13 protein-coding genes and 1 pseudogene are annotated in these 17,537 nt (G+C 60.2%); 9 read left to right on the top strand and 5 right to left on the bottom strand.

Annotation, left to right across the window (positions count from 1 at the left end):
* Positions 1-56 precede the first annotated feature (56 nt).
* From U5709_RS10095 to treP, 3 genes are all read right to left on the bottom strand, one after another.
* Complete coding sequence (locus U5709_RS10095; protein ID WP_321972278.1) at positions 57-380, bottom strand: HAD family hydrolase; 324 nt, start codon at positions 378-380, stop codon at positions 57-59.
* 54 nt (positions 381-434) lie between these two features.
* Entirely contained in the window at positions 435-2,171 is a 1,737-nt protein-coding gene (locus U5709_RS10090) for an alpha,alpha-phosphotrehalase (protein ID WP_321973324.1), read from the bottom strand.
* Positions 2,172-2,264: 93 nt separating this feature from the next.
* Complete coding sequence (gene treP / locus U5709_RS10085; RefSeq protein ID WP_321972280.1) at positions 2,265-3,731, bottom strand: PTS system trehalose-specific EIIBC component; 1,467 nt, start codon at positions 3,729-3,731, stop codon at positions 2,265-2,267.
* Positions 3,732-3,963: 232 nt separating this feature from the next.
* Here treP and U5709_RS10080 point away from each other — a divergent pair, with 232 nt between their 5' ends.
* Positions 3,964-4,692 (top strand): UTRA domain-containing protein, encoded by a 729-nt coding sequence (locus U5709_RS10080; RefSeq protein ID WP_321972281.1) that lies wholly within the window; start codon positions 3,964-3,966, stop codon positions 4,690-4,692.
* Here the strand turns inward: U5709_RS10080 and U5709_RS10075 are convergent.
* Entirely contained in the window at positions 4,685-5,191 is a 507-nt protein-coding gene (locus U5709_RS10075) for a flavodoxin family protein (RefSeq protein WP_321973323.1), read from the bottom strand. The two genes, U5709_RS10080 and U5709_RS10075, sit on opposite strands and share 8 nt — an antisense overlap.
* Here U5709_RS10075 and U5709_RS10070 point away from each other — a divergent pair.
* Both U5709_RS10070 and U5709_RS10065 read left to right on the top strand, forming a co-directional pair.
* Positions 5,184-5,606 carry an ATP-binding protein gene (locus tag U5709_RS10070; RefSeq protein WP_321973322.1) on the top strand — a complete coding sequence of 141 codons (423 nt, stop codon included), beginning with the start codon at positions 5,184-5,186 and terminating at the stop codon, positions 5,604-5,606. The two genes, U5709_RS10075 and U5709_RS10070, sit on opposite strands and share 8 nt — an antisense overlap.
* 164 nt (positions 5,607-5,770) lie before the next feature.
* On the top strand, positions 5,771-7,111 hold the full coding sequence (locus U5709_RS10065) for an ADP-ribosylglycohydrolase family protein (RefSeq protein ID WP_321973321.1): 1,341 nt from the start codon (positions 5,771-5,773) through the stop codon (positions 7,109-7,111).
* A gap of 111 nt (positions 7,112-7,222) precedes the next feature.
* Here the strand turns inward: U5709_RS10065 and U5709_RS10060 are convergent, their stop codons facing one another.
* On the bottom strand, positions 7,223-8,707 hold the full coding sequence (locus U5709_RS10060; RefSeq protein ID WP_321972285.1) for a glycoside hydrolase family 1 protein: 1,485 nt from the start codon (positions 8,705-8,707) through the stop codon (positions 7,223-7,225).
* Positions 8,708-8,872: 165 nt separating this feature from the next.
* Here U5709_RS10060 and U5709_RS10055 point away from each other — a divergent pair, with 165 nt between their 5' ends.
* From U5709_RS10055 to U5709_RS10025, 6 genes and pseudogenes are all read left to right on the top strand, one after another.
* Entirely contained in the window at positions 8,873-10,627 is a 1,755-nt protein-coding gene (locus U5709_RS10055; RefSeq protein WP_321973320.1) for an HTH domain-containing protein, read from the top strand.
* Positions 10,628-10,871: 244 nt separating this feature from the next.
* Positions 10,872-11,726 (top strand): PRD domain-containing protein, encoded by an 855-nt coding sequence (locus U5709_RS10050; protein WP_321972287.1) that lies wholly within the window; start codon positions 10,872-10,874, stop codon positions 11,724-11,726.
* Positions 11,727-11,816: 90 nt separating this feature from the next.
* Positions 11,817-13,292: a PTS transporter subunit EIIC gene (locus U5709_RS10045; RefSeq protein ID WP_321973319.1), complete on the top strand. Its 1,476-nt coding sequence runs from the start codon at positions 11,817-11,819 to the stop codon at positions 13,290-13,292.
* A gap of 49 nt (positions 13,293-13,341) precedes the next feature.
* Positions 13,342-14,344 (top strand): annotated as a pseudogene (locus U5709_RS10695) (AEC family transporter).
* A 66-nt stretch (positions 14,345-14,410) separates the two neighbouring features.
* Positions 14,411-15,850, top strand: a complete 1,440-nt coding sequence (locus U5709_RS10030; RefSeq protein WP_321972290.1) for a glycoside hydrolase family 1 protein — start codon at positions 14,411-14,413, stop codon at positions 15,848-15,850.
* A 77-nt stretch (positions 15,851-15,927) separates the two neighbouring features.
* Positions 15,928-17,382: a 6-phospho-beta-glucosidase gene (locus U5709_RS10025; RefSeq protein ID WP_321973316.1), complete on the top strand. Its 1,455-nt coding sequence runs from the start codon at positions 15,928-15,930 to the stop codon at positions 17,380-17,382.
* Positions 17,383-17,537: the final 155 nt, after the last annotated feature.

Genomic DNA, 17,537 nt, shown 5'->3' with positions numbered 1-17,537 from the left:
CATGCGGTCAAAGAAAATCGGGTCCCTCTCCGAGACGTAACACGTCTTGGTTCCGCTCAGCAAGAGGTGCAGGTGCTCAGATTCAAGCACCGAGTGAGCCAATTTGAGAAGTTGCTCTCTGTCGACCGCGCGTTGTGGAGGACCTTGCTGCCTTGCAGGGCGAGCGCCCCGTTATCGCATACGTAGATGAGCCGGTCGGCGAGGGACCCGAATAGATTTCGCATGTTGAAGCACTGCCGACCGCTCGCGGCGACAAACACGATCCCAGCGTCGAGCGCGTGCTCAACGGCAACGAGCGCATCTGGGTTGAGCGTTCTGGCCCGCCGATCGAAGAGCGGCGTAGCGTCGATGTCGCTCGCGATGAGTCTGATGCGTCCCATTGCATATCTCCAAAGAAAGGCGCGCCGCCGGATCGACCGGAGGCGCGCTGAACGTTACTTGCGGATGTAAACCACGCCCTCGTAGGGACGCAGCTTGTCGTCGGAAGGCGCGTCGTCGTACGCGCGCAGCAGCACGTCCCACTCGCCCTTGGCTAAAAGTGCCTTCGCCTCTTCTCCCATGGTGCGCGGCTCGCCGCCGAAGTTGGCGAGCACGAGCAGGGAGCCCGGCGCGGCGAGGTCAGCGGTCGTGGCGGTCGCGGCGTCGTACTTCTCTCCAACCACAAGATCGCCGAAGCGACAATACTCGAACATCGGAGCGGAGCCGGCGTCCAGGAACTTAACCTTGCCGCGGGACACCACCGGCATCTGGTGGCGCAGCTCGTTCACCTGCTTGTAGAAGGCGAAGATGGAATTGGGATCTGCCACCTCGCGTTCCACGCAAATCTCCGCCTGGCTGCAGTCGGGCGCGTCGCAGGCCATGGTACTCCATGGTTCGCCGGTGCTAAAGCCGGCGTTTGCGCTGCCGTCCCACTGCATGGGCGTGCGCGCGTTGTCGCGCGAGCGCTCGGCGACGATGCGCAGCGCCTCCTCGGATGTCTTGCCCTCCTCGTCCATGAGGATGCGGTAGTAGTTGGTGCTCTCCACGTCGCGGTACTGCTCGATGCTCGTGAAGTGAGCATTGGTCATGCCGAGCTCGTTGCCTTGGTAGATATAGGGTGTGCCGCGCAACAGGTTCATGAACAGGCAGAGCATCTTGGCGGACGGCACGCGGAGCCTGCCGTCGTCGCCGAAGCGCGAGACAACGCGCGGCTGGTCGTGGTTGTCCCAGAACAAGGCGTTCCAGCCGCCGCCGGCCTGCATGCCCTCCTGCCAGGTGGAGAGCAGGCGGTACAGCTCGTTGAGGTCCGCCGGCATGAGGGCCCATTTCTGGCCGTCTTTGTAGTCCACCTTGAGGTGGTGGAACGAGAAGACCATGGAGAGCTCGCGGTCGGCGGGGTTGGTGTAGCCCAGGCAGGCCTCGAGCGAGGTGGAAGACATCTCGCCGACGGTCATGAAGCCGTCAGTGGCGTCGATTCCGGCCTCGCGCACCAGCTCCTGCAGGTACTCGTGCACGTGCGGGCCGTCTACATAGAAGCGGCGGCCGTCGCCGATGAAGTCGTCCTTGTAGGTCTTGGGCTTGGAGATGTTGTTTACCACGTCGAAGCGGAAGCCATCGACGCCCTTCTCCTTCCAGAAGCGGACGATGTCGGCGCACTCGCGGCGCACCTCGGGGTTTCGCCAGTTAAGGTCGGCCTGCGAGGGGTCGTAGAGGTTCATGCGCCACTTGCCCACGGCCGGCTCCCACTGCCAGGCGGGGCCACCGAACTTGGAGGCCCAGTTGCTGGGGAGCTTGCCCGGGGCGCCTTCGCAGAAGAGGTAGTAGTCCTGGTAGCGCTTGTCGCCGGCGATGGCCTTCTGGTACCACTCATGCTCGGTTGAGGTGTGGTTGAACACCATGTCGAGCATGATGCCGATGTCGCGGGCATGTGCCTCGCGAGAGAGCTCCTCGAAGTCGGCCATCGTGCCATAGCGCGGATCCACGGAACGATAGTCGGCTACGTCGTAGCCGTTGTCGCGCTGAGGTGATGGGAAGAACGGCGTGAGCCAGATGTAGTCGACTCCGAGCTCAGCCAGGTAGTCGAGCTTGGAGGTGACGCCGCGCAGGTCTCCCCAGCCGTCGCCGTTTGAGTCCTTGAAGCTCTTGGGATAGATCTGGTAGACAACCTTGTTCGAGATATCGAGGGTACTCATCCCCGCACCTTTCCTTATTGTGTGCGAAGGTGCCCGCTGTCTTGCGGGCACCCGTAGCAGACGTAATCGATCCCTTATTGCTTGTGCTCGGCCTTAGGCGGCGAGCTTAGCCGCGATCTCGGCGGCCTCGCGCTCAGCCTCGACGTCGATGCCCTTCTTCTTGCCGACCAGAACCGTGAGTACGAACGGGACCACGATGGCGATGAGCATGCACACGGCGAACATCGCCCAGCTCGCAGGCTGCATGGAGAGGATGCCCGGCAGGCCGCCGACGCCGACGGCGTTCGCGGTGCACTGTGTGGCCACAGAGAGCAGGCCAGCGATGCAAGAGCCGGTCATGGCGCTCACGAACGGGAAGGTGTACTTGAGGTTGACGCCGAACATGGCGGGCTCGGTGACGCCCAGGTAGCAGGAGATGATGGCCGGGATGTTGATCTGCTGGTTGTGCTCGTTCTTGCGCTGCAGGAAGGCCATGCCGAGGACGGCGGAACCTTGGGCGATGTTGGACAGTGCGATCATGGGCCAGAGCATGGTGCCGCCAAAGTCGGCAATGAGCTGCAGGTCGATGGCGTTGGTCATGTGGTGCAGGCCGGTGATGACGAGCGGGGCGTAGAGGGCGCCGAAGACCGCTCCGAACACAGCGGAGAGCGGGCCGGTGATTCCGGCGTAGACGATGCTGGAGATGCCGCTGCCGAGCCACCAGCCGATGGGGCCGAGGACGAAGTGGGCGGCCATGACGGCAAGCAGGAGCGAGCAGAACGGCACGACGATCATAGAGACGACCTCGGGCGTGATCTTGCGGAAGAAGCGCTCAAGGAAGCCGAGGGTCACGGCCGCGAGGATGGCGGGGATGACCTGCGCCTGGTAGCCGATCATGTTGACCTGGGCGAAGCCGAAGTCCCACTGCGGGATGTCTGCGGCGGCGGTGCCGGCGACGCTGTAGGCGTTGAGCAGCTGGCCGGAGACCAGGGTAAGGCCGAGGACGATGCCGAGCATCGGGGTGCCGCCCATCTTCTTGGTAACGGACCAGCAGATGCCCACGGGGATGCCCGTGTGGAAGACAGCCTCGCCGATGAGCCATAGGAAGCTGTCGACGCCGGCCCAGAAGGCGCTCACGTCAACGAGGGTCAGCGTGCCGTCGCCAAAGAAATAGATGGAGTCGATGCAGTTGCGGAAGCCGAGGATAAGGCCGCCGACGATGACAGCGGGAATGATCGGCGCGAAGACCTCGGCGATGACGGTCATGGCGCGCTGCAGCGGGTTCTGGTTCTGCTTGGCCGCGGCCTTGGCAGCGTCCTTTGAGACGCCCTCGACGCCGGCGATCTCGACGAACTCGTCGTAGAAGGTCTTGACGTCGTTACCGATGATGACCTGGAACTGCCCGCCTTGGGTAAAGGTGCCCTTAGCGGAGGGGATCGCCTCGATGCCCGGCACGTCTGCCTTGGACTCGTCGTTGAGGACGAACCTCATGCGGGTGATGCAGTGGCTCACCGCGGCGATGTTCTCTTTGCCACCGACGAGCTTGAGCAGCTTCGCCGCATCCTGAGCGTACTTGCCCATGTCTTCCTCCCTTTCCTCCTTGGCCGTTACGAGCCCCCTGCTCCCTGCGGCCACTTATTTGAATAAGCTGCTCCGCAGTATAGGCTGACCTATTTGAATAAGTCAGGTGGAAACCCATCTTATTTGAATAAGTAGGGCGAACGGTAGGAATTTCAGCGCGAACGTCACATCGACCATAAGGCTTGCTTCTATAATTTGGCTCGGTCGGCAATGAAAAAGACAAGGACGATTCATGAGGGCCATCTGGCAAAATATCTACCGCGACCTGCGCGAAGACATTACGGACGGAACCTACCCGTTTCAGTCGCTGCTGCCTTCAGAGGCTGTGCTGACCGAGCATTTCTCCTGCTCACACAACACGCTCCGCAAGGCGCTCGCCACGCTCGCGGGAGAAGGCCTCGTGCAACCGATCCAAGGTAAGGGTGTCCGCGTGATCTTTAGGCCGCGCGAGAGAGCACTCTTTGAGGTCGGCAGCATCGAGACCTTCACCGAGAGCATGGCGCGCATGGGGGTCGAGCAAATAACGCTGGTGAGCACGTTCGAGCCGGTTTGCGCCGACAAGGCATTGGCTCAGCGGACGGGGTTCGAGGAAGGCACCGAGCTGCTGCACGTGGAGCGTCTCCGCACATTCGGCGGCGAGCCGGCCATCCGAGACAACAGCTACTTCTTGGCGAGCGCTGTTGAGGGGCTCACCAAGGAGGTCGCTGCGCAATCCATTTACGAGTACCTCGAAGGGACGCTGGGCCTCGGCATTTCGCAGAGCATGCGAGAGATCACTGTTGAGCCGGCGACCAAGAGGGACTACGAGCTGCTGGAGCTTTTGGATGGCAGCTACATGGCCATCATGACGAACCGTGTGTTCACAAACGATGGGATTATGTTCGAGTGCACACAGTCTCGGCATAGGCCGGATTTCTTCGTGTTCCACGACGTGGCGCACCGAAAGACGCCGATCACGTAGCGCTTCGGTTCTTTATGCCCGTAAGTTGAGACTTCGGCATGAATCTTCCTGTTGAAACGCTTCGGCCCCTGTTTGCGGGCGTTATTTGTGCGGCGCGGGGCTGCGCGATGCCGAGGACGCGCGGACCCGGCCGCCGCGTCGGTGGGCTACTTGTTGTCCGGTGCGCCTGATGGGCTTTGCTGTAACGATCGTTGACGTGGCAAGACGAACGACCATTGAGTTCAAGGGGTTGACGGATGAGGAAGTCGAGGCCGCCGAAGGCGTACATGCGGTCGATCGCGGCCTTCTCCTGCGCCGTGATATCGAACCAGTAGATGGGCGAGGCGAAGACGATCGCGTCGGCGGCGCGGAGCTTCTCCAGAACGCCTGCCACGTCGTCCTTCAAGACGCACTCGCCGTTACCGGGGTGTCCCACAACGGATTTCCCGTTGCGGCAAAAGCACATTACCGCAGGTAATTGACAAATAGGAAAAAAGGAAAGGGGATCTACGATGATCAAGGACACGATCTTCTCGCCGGCATTCGGAAACAGGCCTACGTATCTTGTGGGCAGGGAGCTTGTCCTCGATGGATTGATCGCGGGCCTTGACTCCGTGCCGGGGAGTAAAGAGCGCTCGACCGTCCTTCTCGGCCAGCGAGGAAGCGGTAAGACCGTTCTTCTCTGGGAGCTGGCGGATCGAGCGACCGAGATGGGCTACGTCGTCGCTTCTCCCACAATCGTCTCGGATGGGATGCTTGCAAGGATCGTCGAGAAGGTCCAGGACTCCGGTGGTCGGTACGTTTCTGACGTCCCGCATGTTGCGGGCGGGGGCATCGGCGCATTCGGTTTTGAGGCCGGTCTGGAGTTCAGCCGAGAGGTTCAGGAGACCAAATCTGACCAGTTCAAACTCACGCAGCTCGGGCGCAAGCTATAGGAGGCTGCGGGTTGGCGAGAAGCCCTTCTTGCCATGTGCTCCCTTAACAGCTGGACTGCAGCGCGGTGGCCGCGGGAATCCAACCCTAGAAGCTCGTGGACACGGGTGGTCCTGCGCGGGTGCTGGAGGTCCAGCGGGGTATCTTGGCGCTTTATCGCTAGGATGTGGTCAAGTACGCTCCGAACAAAGTCCACGTCAACGCCATATTCGATGCCATTCCGGCTCAGCTGAATAAGAAGAACCGCCGCTTTAAGCTGAGCGACCTTTCCAAGACCGCCCGGATGGAACGCTACGAGAGCGATTTGATGTGGCTTGCCGATGCCGGGGTCGCGTTGCCTTGTTGCAACGTAAGCGCACCGACTGTGCTCCTGCAGATTAATCTGCAACATAACTTGTTCAAGCTCTTTCTCCGTGACTGCGGTTTGCTGAGCGCTGCCTCGGTGGGAGCGGTTCAGTTCGACATCATCCAAGGCGACCTATCGATCAACCAGGGGTCTTTTCTCGAGAACGTGGTGGCACAGGAGCTCCTTGCCCATGGATTCCGCTTGTCGTACTACAACAAATCGAAGGTCGGCGAGGTCGATTTTGTGCTGCAGCGCGGCTCCTTTACGTGCACGGGCATGGAGGGCCACGGCACGCATAATCAGCCGGCAGGTACGTGGAGCGACGACACCTCGATGACGCTCGCTATCTGCGACAGTTACCGTGAGCTGGGGCGCATTGACGCAGACGACATTCGCAAGAAGTTCCTCGCGTGGTACAACGACGACGCTTGCACTTGCGAGCGGCTATTCGACACCGGCAACGCCGCGGCGACGGCCCTGCGCGTCGGTCGCGGGCTTTCCGGCGAGCGCGACAACGGCAACGGCTCCCTCATGCGCACCGTGCCGCCGGCCTTCACAAGTGCGGCCGACGACGAAGTGCGGGCCGTTTCGGCCATCACCCACGCCCACCGCACGTCGACGGAGGCGTGCGTGCGCATGGTCCAGGCTGCTCGCGAGCTTATCGCCGGCCGCTCGCCGCGCGAAGTCGCCGTCGCGCGCAACGACGTGAACCCCGATATGACGAGGTTCATTCTTGCCACTTTGGCAGAGCCGAGCGTGACCAAGCAGATGAAGGGCCTCTGGGAGCGTAACTCGTCCGGCAACTACGTTTGGACGATCGAGCACATCTTCCCACAAGGAGAGAACATCCCGTCGAGTTGGGTCAAGATGATTGGCGGCGGCGATAAGGACAAGGCCCGGGAAATCCAGGCGGCATGCGTGCACACGTTGGGGAACCTCACCTTAACGGGCTATAACTCGAACCTGGGCAACCTGCCTTTTGTCGAGAAGCGCGAGCGTAAGGACTCGAGCGGGGCGTACGTAGGCTACCGGAGCGGGTTGAACCTGAACGAGGACCTCGTGAGCACGGATAGCTGGACCGGGGAACAGATCGAGGCGAGGACGGCGAAACTCGTGGAGCTCGCGCTGCAGGCGTTCTCTTTTGAGAGCGTTGAGCTCTAGGGCGCTGAGCAGAACATTCGTCTTGCTCAGCGCCCTGTCTTGTATGTGCCCTAGGCTTTCGGTCGCTTTTTACTCAATGTCATGCTGTGAGCAATGAGCTTGCTAATCTGCTTAGTCCTGCCAAAGCGAATCGCCGTTGGTGGCGCAGACACGCTGGAACCAGTCGAAGCTCTTCTTTTTGCGTCGCTCGAGTGTTCCGTTGCCCTTGTCGTCCATATCGACGTACACAAAACCGTAGCGCTTGGCCATCTCGCCGGTGGAGAGACTCACCAGATCGAAGCAGCCCCACATGGTGTATCCGAGACAATCGACACCATCGATGCAGATGGCCTTTGCCATCTCGCGCAGGTGATCGCGCAGGTAGTCGATGCGGTACTGATCGTCGATGGTGCCGTCCTCCTCGATCTTGTCATAGGCGCCTAAGCCGTTTTCGACGATAAAGATCGGCTTGCGGTAGCGGTCGTAGACCTCGTTCATGACGTAGCGCAGACCAACCGGGTCGATCGGCCAGCCCCAGTCGGAGTTCTTGAGATAGGGGTTGTTCATGTCGCCGCCCAGGCGCTTAAGCTCGGTATCGGCGTGGATGATGGCGCTGCGATAGTAGCTGAACGTCACGTAATCAAGCGGGCCCGCGGCAAGTACTTCGGCATCGCTCTCCTGCATGAAGGCGGCCTGGTCAACACCGAGGTTGCGGAAAATGTCCTGCGCGTAATAGGGATAGTAGCCCTGGGCCATTACATCGGAGAAGAACTGGCTCATGTGGCGGAACTGCATGCGGCGGAACACGTCGTCGGGGTTGCAGGTGGCGGGATATACCTCGGAGAGCGCATACATGGTGCCGAACATCGAGCCGGGCATCATCTCGTGTCCGAGAACCACGGCCTTGGCGCTCGCCAGGAACATGTTGTGAATGCAGGTGTAGTGCGTTTGCGGGTCGGTCTTGGGCGAGCCGGTGGCGATGTAGCCGGCGATGGCGTTGATCTCGTTAAAGGTGAGCCAGTATTTGCACTTGCTGCCGATGCGCTCGAACAGCGCGCGGCAAAGCTTGAGGTAGCAATCGATAACATGGCGATCTTCCCAGCCGTTGTACTTCTCGGCCAGATAGGCGGGTACCTCGTCGTGGCAGATGGTTATGAGTGGCTGGATGTTCTTGGAGAGCAGGTAGTCGACGACGTCCTCGTAAAATTCGAGGCCTTCCTCGTTGGGCTTCTCCTCATCGCCCAGCGGGAAGATACGACTCCACGTGATGGAGAACCGGTACACGCCATAGCCCATCTCGGCCATGTAGTCGATATCCTCACGCCAGTGGTGATAGAAGTCCACGGCCTGGTGGCTGGGGTAGTAGCAGTCGTCGTAGATGGTGGGGACGGCGCCCTCGGGGAACGGCTCGCACATAAAGAAGCTGCTGTTCACCGAGGTTCGGCTGCCGTCGGGCATCTTGAGCGTGATCTGGCGCGGCTGCTCCTGGTTGCCGTCGGTCTCAAAGTCGCGCGTGAGCAGGCCGCGGCCGCCTTCGCCGAAGCCGCCCTCGCACTGGAAGTCGGCGGTCGCGCCGCCCCAGAGAAAGCCGTCCGGAATGTGCAATGCGTCTGCCATGGTTGAACCTTTCTAGTTGGGCCTGCCGTTGCCTTTATTTAACGATGGGTTCTCCAGGTTGCATGTTCGATTGATTTCACTTCTAATAGGGAAGGTAACCGACCGAAAGTCGGCCCTGCATGAGCAGCCGATTTTTGGCGTTGCGAGGGCGGGGGAGAGTTTGGGATGTCGATGCGCAGGGATGCGATGCTTACACAGCGACAGGTGCGTTTGGTGATGCTTTTGGTAGGAGCGGACGGGTGGGCTACTGCTTCCGAGCTCTCGAAGCGCCTATCGGTGAGCACTCGACTGGTTAAGCAGGAGATCGCGGCGGTGCGCGAACAGCTTGGTGCGTCGGCTGACGTGGAGTCGAGCACGCGTCTGGGCTATCGAATCGTGCGATTGGACGACTGCATGCGCTTAAAGCTTGCAGAAGACTTTAACGTCCACGCTGGCCACCACAGCATCAGGCGACGTTATGCGCAAGTGTTTTTGCTATTGGCCCTGGGGGAAGAGCCGCAAACGCTTGCGCAAATGGCCGCGCGTTTGTACGTGTCTCGCTCCACGGTGGCCGCTCAGCTCGACGTTGTGCGGTATCGCATCGCTCGTTTGCCTCATTTGGTGTTTGAGGTCTCGGCAAAAGACGGGGCTTCGATAGTCGCGAGCGAGGAAGAACGACGCTACGAGGCCTCAAAATGGATTTCTCGCGATTGTTTGGATGCTGTCTTCGACACCCCGGTTGAGCAAGAACGTTTTTGGCGCACGTGCGCTTCTGTTTTGGGGCTCGTTGAGCATGAGCTCGAAGCGCCGATTGTGGAGGGGCGTTTCTCGGGGGACGATGCAAAGCGTGTGGCAACCTGGTGCGCGCTCTCGTTGATTCGAACCGAGCGCGGCCTGACGGTTCGTTATGTTGTTGCAGATGAGGGAGAGGGGCGGGACAGCGCCCAGCGTCTTGCGGTTCGTATGGAACGAGCTCAGCTGGGACAGCTCGATGACGCTGAGATTGCGGCGCTAGCGCGTTTGCTCGACGAGTGCGTCGTCCCGGTTGTTCCGAGCCCCCGAGCTTCGGCGCTTGCCGCTCAACTGCTGTGCGAGGCGGCGCTTATGGTGGGCGAGAGCTCCATCTTTTTCGATCCCTCGACGTGTGAACGTGTGGCGTGCCACATGGACGGGGCCATGCGACGCGCAACTGCGGGACACGGATTGCTCAATTACCACGCCAGCGAAACCGTCGCGCGCTATCCGCTGGCGAGTTATCTGGTGACAAGATTCTTGGATCGCACGATGCAGGGACGCGTTTCGAAGGCCGAGGCCGCGCTGCTTGCCCTGGTGCTTGCGGAAACGCTGGAGCGTGCGCGGTCAGTGGACGCTGCCGTGCTCTATACCGACGAGAACGCAGCGGTCGTTGGGCGTATTCGCGGGTTGCTTGCGGAGCGATGGCGTGGAAAGCTCCATATCGCTGAAGTCCGTCCTGCAGCGTGGCCGACACCTGCGGGCGAGGGTGTGGTGGAGTTGGCCACCGATCCCTCGAGCGTGCTCATGCATCCGAGCGCCTTGGTGGTCCCTGCCCTTCCGAGCGAGGAAGACCTGCTGCAACTCGACCGCCGGCTCGCTCAACGAACGCACGAACGTCATGAGACGTTGCGCAGCCGACTTGTCGTTCACGACCCCGCCGCCGAAGGACTCGTTCGCGAGGCGTGTGCGACGGCGCGGCCAGATTCGACGATTCTTACGGCATATCGATGCGTGTGCGCGGTCGAGTGGTCGGGCGTTTCCGAGGCACACGTCAACATATGCGATCTTGAGGTCCCGATTGTTTACCGTGACAAGCATTATCGGCGTGCGGTGCATGTGCGCTGGGGGGAAGGGGGCATATCGGCCCGCGCGGTGTTCGAGGTTCTTTCTGACGTTTTGGTAAAAGAGCTCAAAGACTCGAGATGACCTGCTCGAATTTCGACTGCAGGCATACGAAACCTTGATCCCCGTTCAGGGCGAGTGGTAGAAATCGCGCAGCGAGTGGGGAAATTATAATTTTCAGGTTCAAACTCCTCGCTTAGGCGCTATCATGCTTTAAAATTTTCGGTTGTTACTCCTCAGTGAGGCAAGACGAAGCCCATAGAACAAACGTCCTGTTCGCGCGGGCGCATCCTATTGGTCTATGTCGAGTCTTGAGAGGAGTTTTTTCATGTTGATTACCAAGCGCATCAACAACAACGTGGCCATGGCAGAAGATGCCGACGGCAACGAACTCGTCGTGTTCGGCAAGGGTCTCGGGTTTCGCAAACCGCCATATGAGCTCGAAGAGACCTCTCAGATTCATCGCGTGTTTCGCCATGTCAACGAAGATTTGCTCAAGAGCATCAACTCCATCTCGGGCGAGGTCATCGGTGTCTCGATGGACATAGTCCGCCTGGCCGAGATCGAGCTCGATTGTAAGCTCAATCCCAATCTTTATCTCACGCTGGCCGACCATCTTCAGTTTGCGGCCGAGCGGTTTGCCGAGGGCGTCGTCATAGAGAATCCCCTTGCCGCTGATATCCCTCTGGCTTATCCGGTCGAGTATGAGCTTGGCAAGACCGGCCTCGCTTTTATGGATGGCGCCTGTGGGGTTAGGCTCCCCGAAACCGAGGCTTGCTCGATAGCCTTGCACATTACTAGCGCCGAGGGCTGCGGTTCTTCCAAGGCCAGAAGCCTGTATGATGTGCAGAAGACCCTCACCATCATTGGGGACGTTACCGCCATCGTCGAGAAGAAGATGTGCCACGGTCGCCCGATCGAAAGGCGCAGCCACTCCTACGTGCGTTTTGTCACGCATCTCAAGTTTCTTGTTAAGCGCCTGATGGATGGGGGAGAAAAGCTCAACGCCGAACTCGACCTCATTATGGATATCGCCAAGAACTATCCAACCGCCAACGCGACCTCCAAGGCCATTGCGCGGTATTTCAAGCAAGAACACGGATGGAAGCTCACGGACGAGGAGCGCTTCTACTTGCTTATGTACCTCATTTCGATGTCCCCCGAAAAAGAGCAGGTCTTTTAGATCGGTATCGACCGTGCAAGCTCGCAGGCGCCGCGAGTATGCACGTCAGTACATATACGTTTATGCCCGACATTTGGAAAAGGAGTGGACATGGCAAGCAAATATGATGGCCTGGCGCGCATCATCATCCAGAACGTGGGCGGCAAGGACAACGTAAAGAGCCTGGCTCACTGCGTTACCCGCCTGCGCTTCAAGCTCAAGGACGAGTCGCTGGCTAACGACGAGATCCTCGAGAATACCGACGGCGTGATCAAGGTTATGCACGCCGGCGGCCAGTATCAGGTTGTTATCGGCCCGCACGTAACCGACGTGTACGACACCGTTCTTGCTATCGGCAAGTTCCAGGCCGGTGGCCTGGTCGACGAGGATGGCAACGCCCTCGAGGAGGGCGAGGGCGAGGGCGACGGCGCTCCCAAGAAGCCCGTCGACGTTCTGATCGACCTCATTTCCAGCATTCTTCAGCCCGTCATTCCCGTTCTTGCAGCTTCCGGCATGACCAAGGGCCTGCTGTCGCTGCTGGCCTTCTTGGGCGTCGTGACCTCCACTGACGGTGCCTACCAGACCATCTATGCGTTCGCCGACGGCTTCTTCTACTTCCTGCCCGTCTTCCTCGGCATCACCTCGGCCAAGAAGTTCGGCATGAACCAGTTCGTGGGTGGCGCTATGGGTGCCGCCCTCTGCTATCCCAACATGGTTGCCATGAAGTCGGCCGACGCCATCGGCTCCGTCTTCGGTGGCACCTTCATGGAGATGAGCTACTCCAACACGTTCTTCGGCCTGCCCATCGTGTTCCCCAGCTCTGGCTACACCAGCTCGGTTGTTCCCATCATCTTGGCCGTGCTCTGCGCCGCCAAGTTCTGGAACGCCGTTGACAAGAAGATCCCCGCAGCCCTGCGCTTCTTCGCTACGCCCATGCTGACGCTGATCATCTTCGTGCCCCTTACCTATCTGGTCATCGGCCCCGTTGCCGGCGTCCTCACCAACCTGCTGGCCCTCTTCTTCCAGTCCATCTACGAGATTCCCGTTGTCGGCGGCCTGCTTTGCGGCGCGGTTCTGGGTGGCCTGTGGCAGGTGCTCGTTATCTTCGGTCTTCATTGGGCCGTTGTCCCCCTTATTCTTAACAACATCAGCGCCCTCGGCTATGACGCCGTTTTCGGCGGCCGCCAGGTCTGCACTCATGCTCAGGTTGGCGCTGTTCTCGCCGTGCTTGTGAAGACCAAGGACAAGAGCATCCGCGACATTGCCATCCCTGCTGCCATCACTGGTATGTTTGGTACCACCGAGCCTGCTATCTACGGCGTTACCCTGCCCAAGAAGACCCCGTTCGTTATGTCCTGCATCGCTTCCGCTATCGGCGGCGGTTTTATGGGCCTCATGGGTGCCAAGCAGTTCATGATGGGCTACTCCGGTCTGCTCGGCCTGCCCGTCTACATCGATCCTGCGGGCACTGAGGGCATCACCAACATGATTTACTATGCCATCGGCATCGTGATCGCCTGCGTCATCTCCTTCGCGCTGACCTACGTCACCTACAAGGAGGACGAGCCCAAGAAGGTTCAGGCTTAATTGAGCACATGCGATTGATCGCATAGTTTGCAGAGGGCCGCTCTGACTTATGGCCCGAGCGGCCCTTTTCCTACACGACCGACCCCGCGTATTCCGATTCCACCCCCGAAAGGTCCTGTTGCACATGGAGTTGTCCCTGACAACAACGATGCCCATCATGCTCTCGCAGATAGCCGCCATGTTTATGATGGTGGCCGTGGGAGCCATCTGTTTCCAGGCCAAGTTCATCAGCAGGGAGGGCTCCAAGGTCCTCACCAACATAGCTACCTATGTTTCCACGCCCGCGGCGATCATCCGCGCCCTGGCCGTCAAGTTCGACCCTGCGCTTCTGGGCGACGTGCTAACCGTGTGCGCCGTCACCGCCGTGCTCATGGTGGTGAGCATCGCCGTGGCGCATGCCGCCTTCGGCTTCAACGGCGAGCGCGTGCCCCAGATCGGCAGCAGCGTGTCGAACATGGGCTTTATCGGCATCCCCTTGGTGGAAAGCGTCATCGGCTCGGAATACGTGGTGTTCGTCTCGGCCTGCATCGCCGTGCAGGTGCTCTTTATCTGGACGTACGTGGTGTGTCTATACGCGCGACGCCTCGTTTGTAAGCGCCAAGAAGATCGTCACCAACCCCGTCATCGTTTCGGTCGCGGTGGGCTTCGTGTGCTTCTTCTGCTCGTTTGAGCCCGCGGGCGCTATCGATTCGTTTCTCGATGGCATGGCCAACCTCAACACCGGCCTGAGCATGCTGCTTCTGGGCGTGTTTCTGGCCCAGTCCGACCTGCGCGCCCTGCTGCGCACCCGTTCCATCTACAAGGCTAGCTTCCTGCGCCTTATCGTGGTCACCGGCATAACGGTGCTGCTGTTGGCGGTGTGGCCCATGCCCGTGCCGTGCAAGGCCGTGATCCTTATTGCCTTCGCGGCTCCATGCGGCACGCTGTCTTCAATGTTTCCGCAGCTCTTCGGCGGCGATTATCGCTTCGGCGCCGGGCTTTCCACCGTCTCCACCATCCTGTCCATCGTGACCATGCCGCTCATGCTCATGTTCGGCCTCAGGCTGTACTGACCGTAGGGCGCCTCGCCCCGTTTATCTTCAATCGCCCGGCCCGGGCGTAAAGGAAAGGAGTCCGTTATGGCAAAGTTCCCCGAAGGCTTCCTGTGGGGTGGCGCCACCGCCGCCAACCAGTTTGAGGGCGCTTGGGACGTGGACGGCAAGGGCGCGTCGGTTGCCGACGTGGTCACCGGCGGCGATGTTAACACGCCGCGCATGATCGACCCCTCGCTCGATCCCGCCAAGTACTATCCCAACCACGACGGCATCGACTTCTACCACACCTACGAGAGCGACATCGCCCTCATGGCCGAGATGGGTTTCAAGACCTTTCGCATGTCCATTGCCTGGACGCGCATCTTCCCTACGGGCATGGAGGAGGAGCCCAACGAGGCCGGCCTTGCCTTCTACGACCGCGTGTTCGACTGCCTGCGGTCGCACGGCATCGAGCCGCTTGTTACCATCAGCCACTACGAGATGCCCTATGCGCTGGTAGACGAGATGAACGGCTGGGAGGACCGTCGCTGCATCGATCACTTCATTCGCTATGCGAAGTGCGTGCTCGACCGCTATCACGACAAGGTTACGTACTGGCTCACTTTCAACGAGATCAACTGCGGCCTGGCCAGCGGCGGCGCCAGCACTTCTACCGGTACGTTCAAGGGCTACACCGGCCCGCGCACCGAGCTGCCGTTTGATCTTTCGGTGCGCTACACCGCCGTGCACAACCAGTTTGTCGCCAGCGCAAAAACGGTGCTCTACGCGCACGAGCACTATCCCAAGCTTAAGATCGGCGACATGTGCATCTACGTTCCGTACTACTACCGCACCTGCGCGCCCGACGACATCCTGCTGTCGCAGCAGGTGATGCAGCGCGTGAACTACTTCACCTCTGACGTGCACGTGCGCGGCTACTACCCGGGCTACATGAAGCGCTACTTTGCCGACAACGGCATCACGGTGAAGATGGAGGAGGGCGACGAGGAGCTGCTGCGCGCCGGCACCGTTGACTTCTGCACCTTCAGCTACTACATGAGCAATTGCGTGAGCTGCGACGAGACGCTGGAAAAGACCGGCGGCAACCTGTTCGGCGGCGTTAAGAACCCCTACCTTAAAGCCAGCGACTGGGGCTGGCAGATCGACCCCAAGGGTCTGCGTTGGAGCCTCAACGAGATGTGGGATCGATACCAGAAGCCGCTCATGGTGGTTGAGAACGGCATGGGCGCCTTCGACAAGCCAGGCGACGACGGCGTAGTGCACGACGACTACCGTATTGAGTATCTGCGCCAGCACATTCAGCAGATGGGCGAGGCCGTGGAAGACGGCGTGGAGCTTATGGGCTACACCATGTGGGGCTGCATCGATCTGGTGAGCGCTTCTACCGGCGAGATGGCCAAGCGCTACGGCTTCATCTACGTCGATAAGCACGACGACGGTACCGGCACCGGCGAGCGCAGCCGCAAGGACAGCTTCTATTGGTATAAGAAGTGCATCGAGTCCAACGGCCAAGACCTGGCCTAACTGAGTCGGCGGGCTTGCCGCTCAAACTGGCGCTTGCGCGTATCTTTGTTCATTAACCTGCGACGAAAGGAATTCGCATGTCTAAGTTCCCCGATGGCTTCCTGTGGGGCGGCGCTCTGGCCGCCAACCAGTGCGAGGGCGCCTACCTCGAAGACGGCAAGGGCCTCTCGGTGCCCGATGTCATCAAGGGCGGCACCATGGACACCCCGCGCATGGTGACCACCACCATCCACGAGGGCGAGTATTACCCCAGCCACGAGGCAATCGACTTCTATCATCGCTACAAGGAGGATATCGCGCTCTTTGGCGAGATGGGTTTTAAGTGCCTGCGCGTGTCCATCAACTGGAGCCGCATCTTCCCCACGGGCGAGGACGAGGAGCCCAACCAGGCCGGCATCGACTTCTATCGCTCCATGTTTGAGGAGATGCACAAGAACGGCATCGAGCCGCTCGTTACGCTTTCGCACTACGAGCTGCCCTTCGCGCTGGCCAAGAAGTACGGCGGCTGGTCCAACCGCAAGCTTATCGACTTGTTCGTGCGCTACACCAAGCTGTGCTTCACCGAGTACAAGGGCCTTGTAAAGCTGTGGATCACCTTCAACGAGATCAACTGCCTGTGCGCACCGTTCGGCAACGTCATGGGCGCCGGCATCATGCCGCCCGAGGACAACACGCTGCTCGATTTTAGCATCAAGGTCGAGTGGGACGACGAGCAGCGCCGCTACCAGGCCCTGCACCATCAGTTCGTGGCCAGCGCCCTTGCCGTGAAGGCTGCCCACGAGATCGACCCCGAAAACAAGGTCGCCTGCATGATCGCTAGCCGCGCCGTGTACCCGTACAGCTGCCGCCCCGAGGACGTGCTTCTGGCTCAGAAGATGGAGCGCATCTGCAACCACTACTGCGGTGACGTGCACGCGCGTGGCGCGTATCCCAGCTGGGCCCCGCGCCTGTGGGAGGAGAAGGGCGTCAGCATCGACATGGAGCCCGGCGATGAGCAGATCCTGGCCGAGGGCAAGGTGGACTTCTATACCTTCAGCTATTACAAGAGCTCCACGGTTTCCACCGACCCCACGGTAGAGGCCGGCACCGGCAACGTGTTCTACGACGACGCCTTGAACCCCTACCTCAAGTTCAGCGACTGGGGCTGGGCTATCGACCCCAAGGGCCTGCGCTGGTACCTCAACGACATGTACGACCGTTATCAGATTCCGCTTATGGTCGTGGAAAACGGCCTAGGCGCCGCCGACACGGTGGAGGAGGACGGCTCCATCCACGACGACTACCGCATAGACTACATGCGCGAGCACATCGAGCAGATGGCCGAGGCCGTGCACGACGGCGTGGACCTTATGGGCTACACCATGTGGGGTCCCATCGACATCGTTTCGGCCGGCACGGGCGAGATGAAGAAGCGCTACGGCTTTGTGTACGTCGACAAGCACAACGACGGCTCGGGCGACCTGCGCCGCGCCAAGAAGGACAGCTTCTTCTGGTTCAAGAAGGTCTGTGAGACCAACGGCGAAGAACTGTAGGACCCGAGTTCGGCGCATGGCGTGATACGTGATCCTTGTGTTTATCTCGCTAGATAGGGACACACATGACCTATTGAAGTCGTGCGGGCGTCGGCGACGCCGCCATCTTTCGGAGGTCGTTCGCGACTCGTTGGTCGAGCTGTTCCCTGGCTGTG

It is taken from the genome of Paratractidigestivibacter sp., assembly GCF_963660155.1.
Classification (GTDB): domain Bacteria; phylum Actinomycetota; class Coriobacteriia; order Coriobacteriales; family Atopobiaceae; genus Paratractidigestivibacter.
The sequence above is the reverse complement of the archived record's forward strand: the minus strand, read 5'-3'. Positions and strand labels throughout refer to the sequence as shown.

Bases quoted from the DNA above. Each gene is read 5' to 3' on its own strand.
- U5709_RS10095 (WP_321972278.1), bottom strand. From the start codon at position 380: ATGGGACGCATCAGACTCATCGCGAGCGACATCGACGCTACGCCGCTC.
- U5709_RS10090 (WP_321973324.1), bottom strand. From the start codon at position 2,171: ATGAGTACCCTCGATATCTCGAACAAGGTTGTCTACCAGATCTATCCC.
- treP (WP_321972280.1), bottom strand. From the start codon at position 3,731: ATGGGCAAGTACGCTCAGGATGCGGCGAAGCTGCTCAAGCTCGTCGGT.
- U5709_RS10080 (WP_321972281.1), top strand. From the start codon at position 3,964: ATGAGGGCCATCTGGCAAAATATCTACCGCGACCTGCGCGAAGACATT.
- U5709_RS10070 (WP_321973322.1), top strand. From the start codon at position 5,184: ATGATCAAGGACACGATCTTCTCGCCGGCATTCGGAAACAGGCCTACG.
- U5709_RS10060 (WP_321972285.1), bottom strand. From the start codon at position 8,707: ATGGCAGACGCATTGCACATTCCGGACGGCTTTCTCTGGGGCGGCGCG.
- U5709_RS10055 (WP_321973320.1), top strand. From the start codon at position 8,873: ATGTCGATGCGCAGGGATGCGATGCTTACACAGCGACAGGTGCGTTTG.
- U5709_RS10050 (WP_321972287.1), top strand. From the start codon at position 10,872: ATGTTGATTACCAAGCGCATCAACAACAACGTGGCCATGGCAGAAGAT.
- U5709_RS10045 (WP_321973319.1), top strand. From the start codon at position 11,817: ATGGCAAGCAAATATGATGGCCTGGCGCGCATCATCATCCAGAACGTG.
- U5709_RS10030 (WP_321972290.1), top strand. From the start codon at position 14,411: ATGGCAAAGTTCCCCGAAGGCTTCCTGTGGGGTGGCGCCACCGCCGCC.
- U5709_RS10025 (WP_321973316.1), top strand. From the start codon at position 15,928: ATGTCTAAGTTCCCCGATGGCTTCCTGTGGGGCGGCGCTCTGGCCGCC.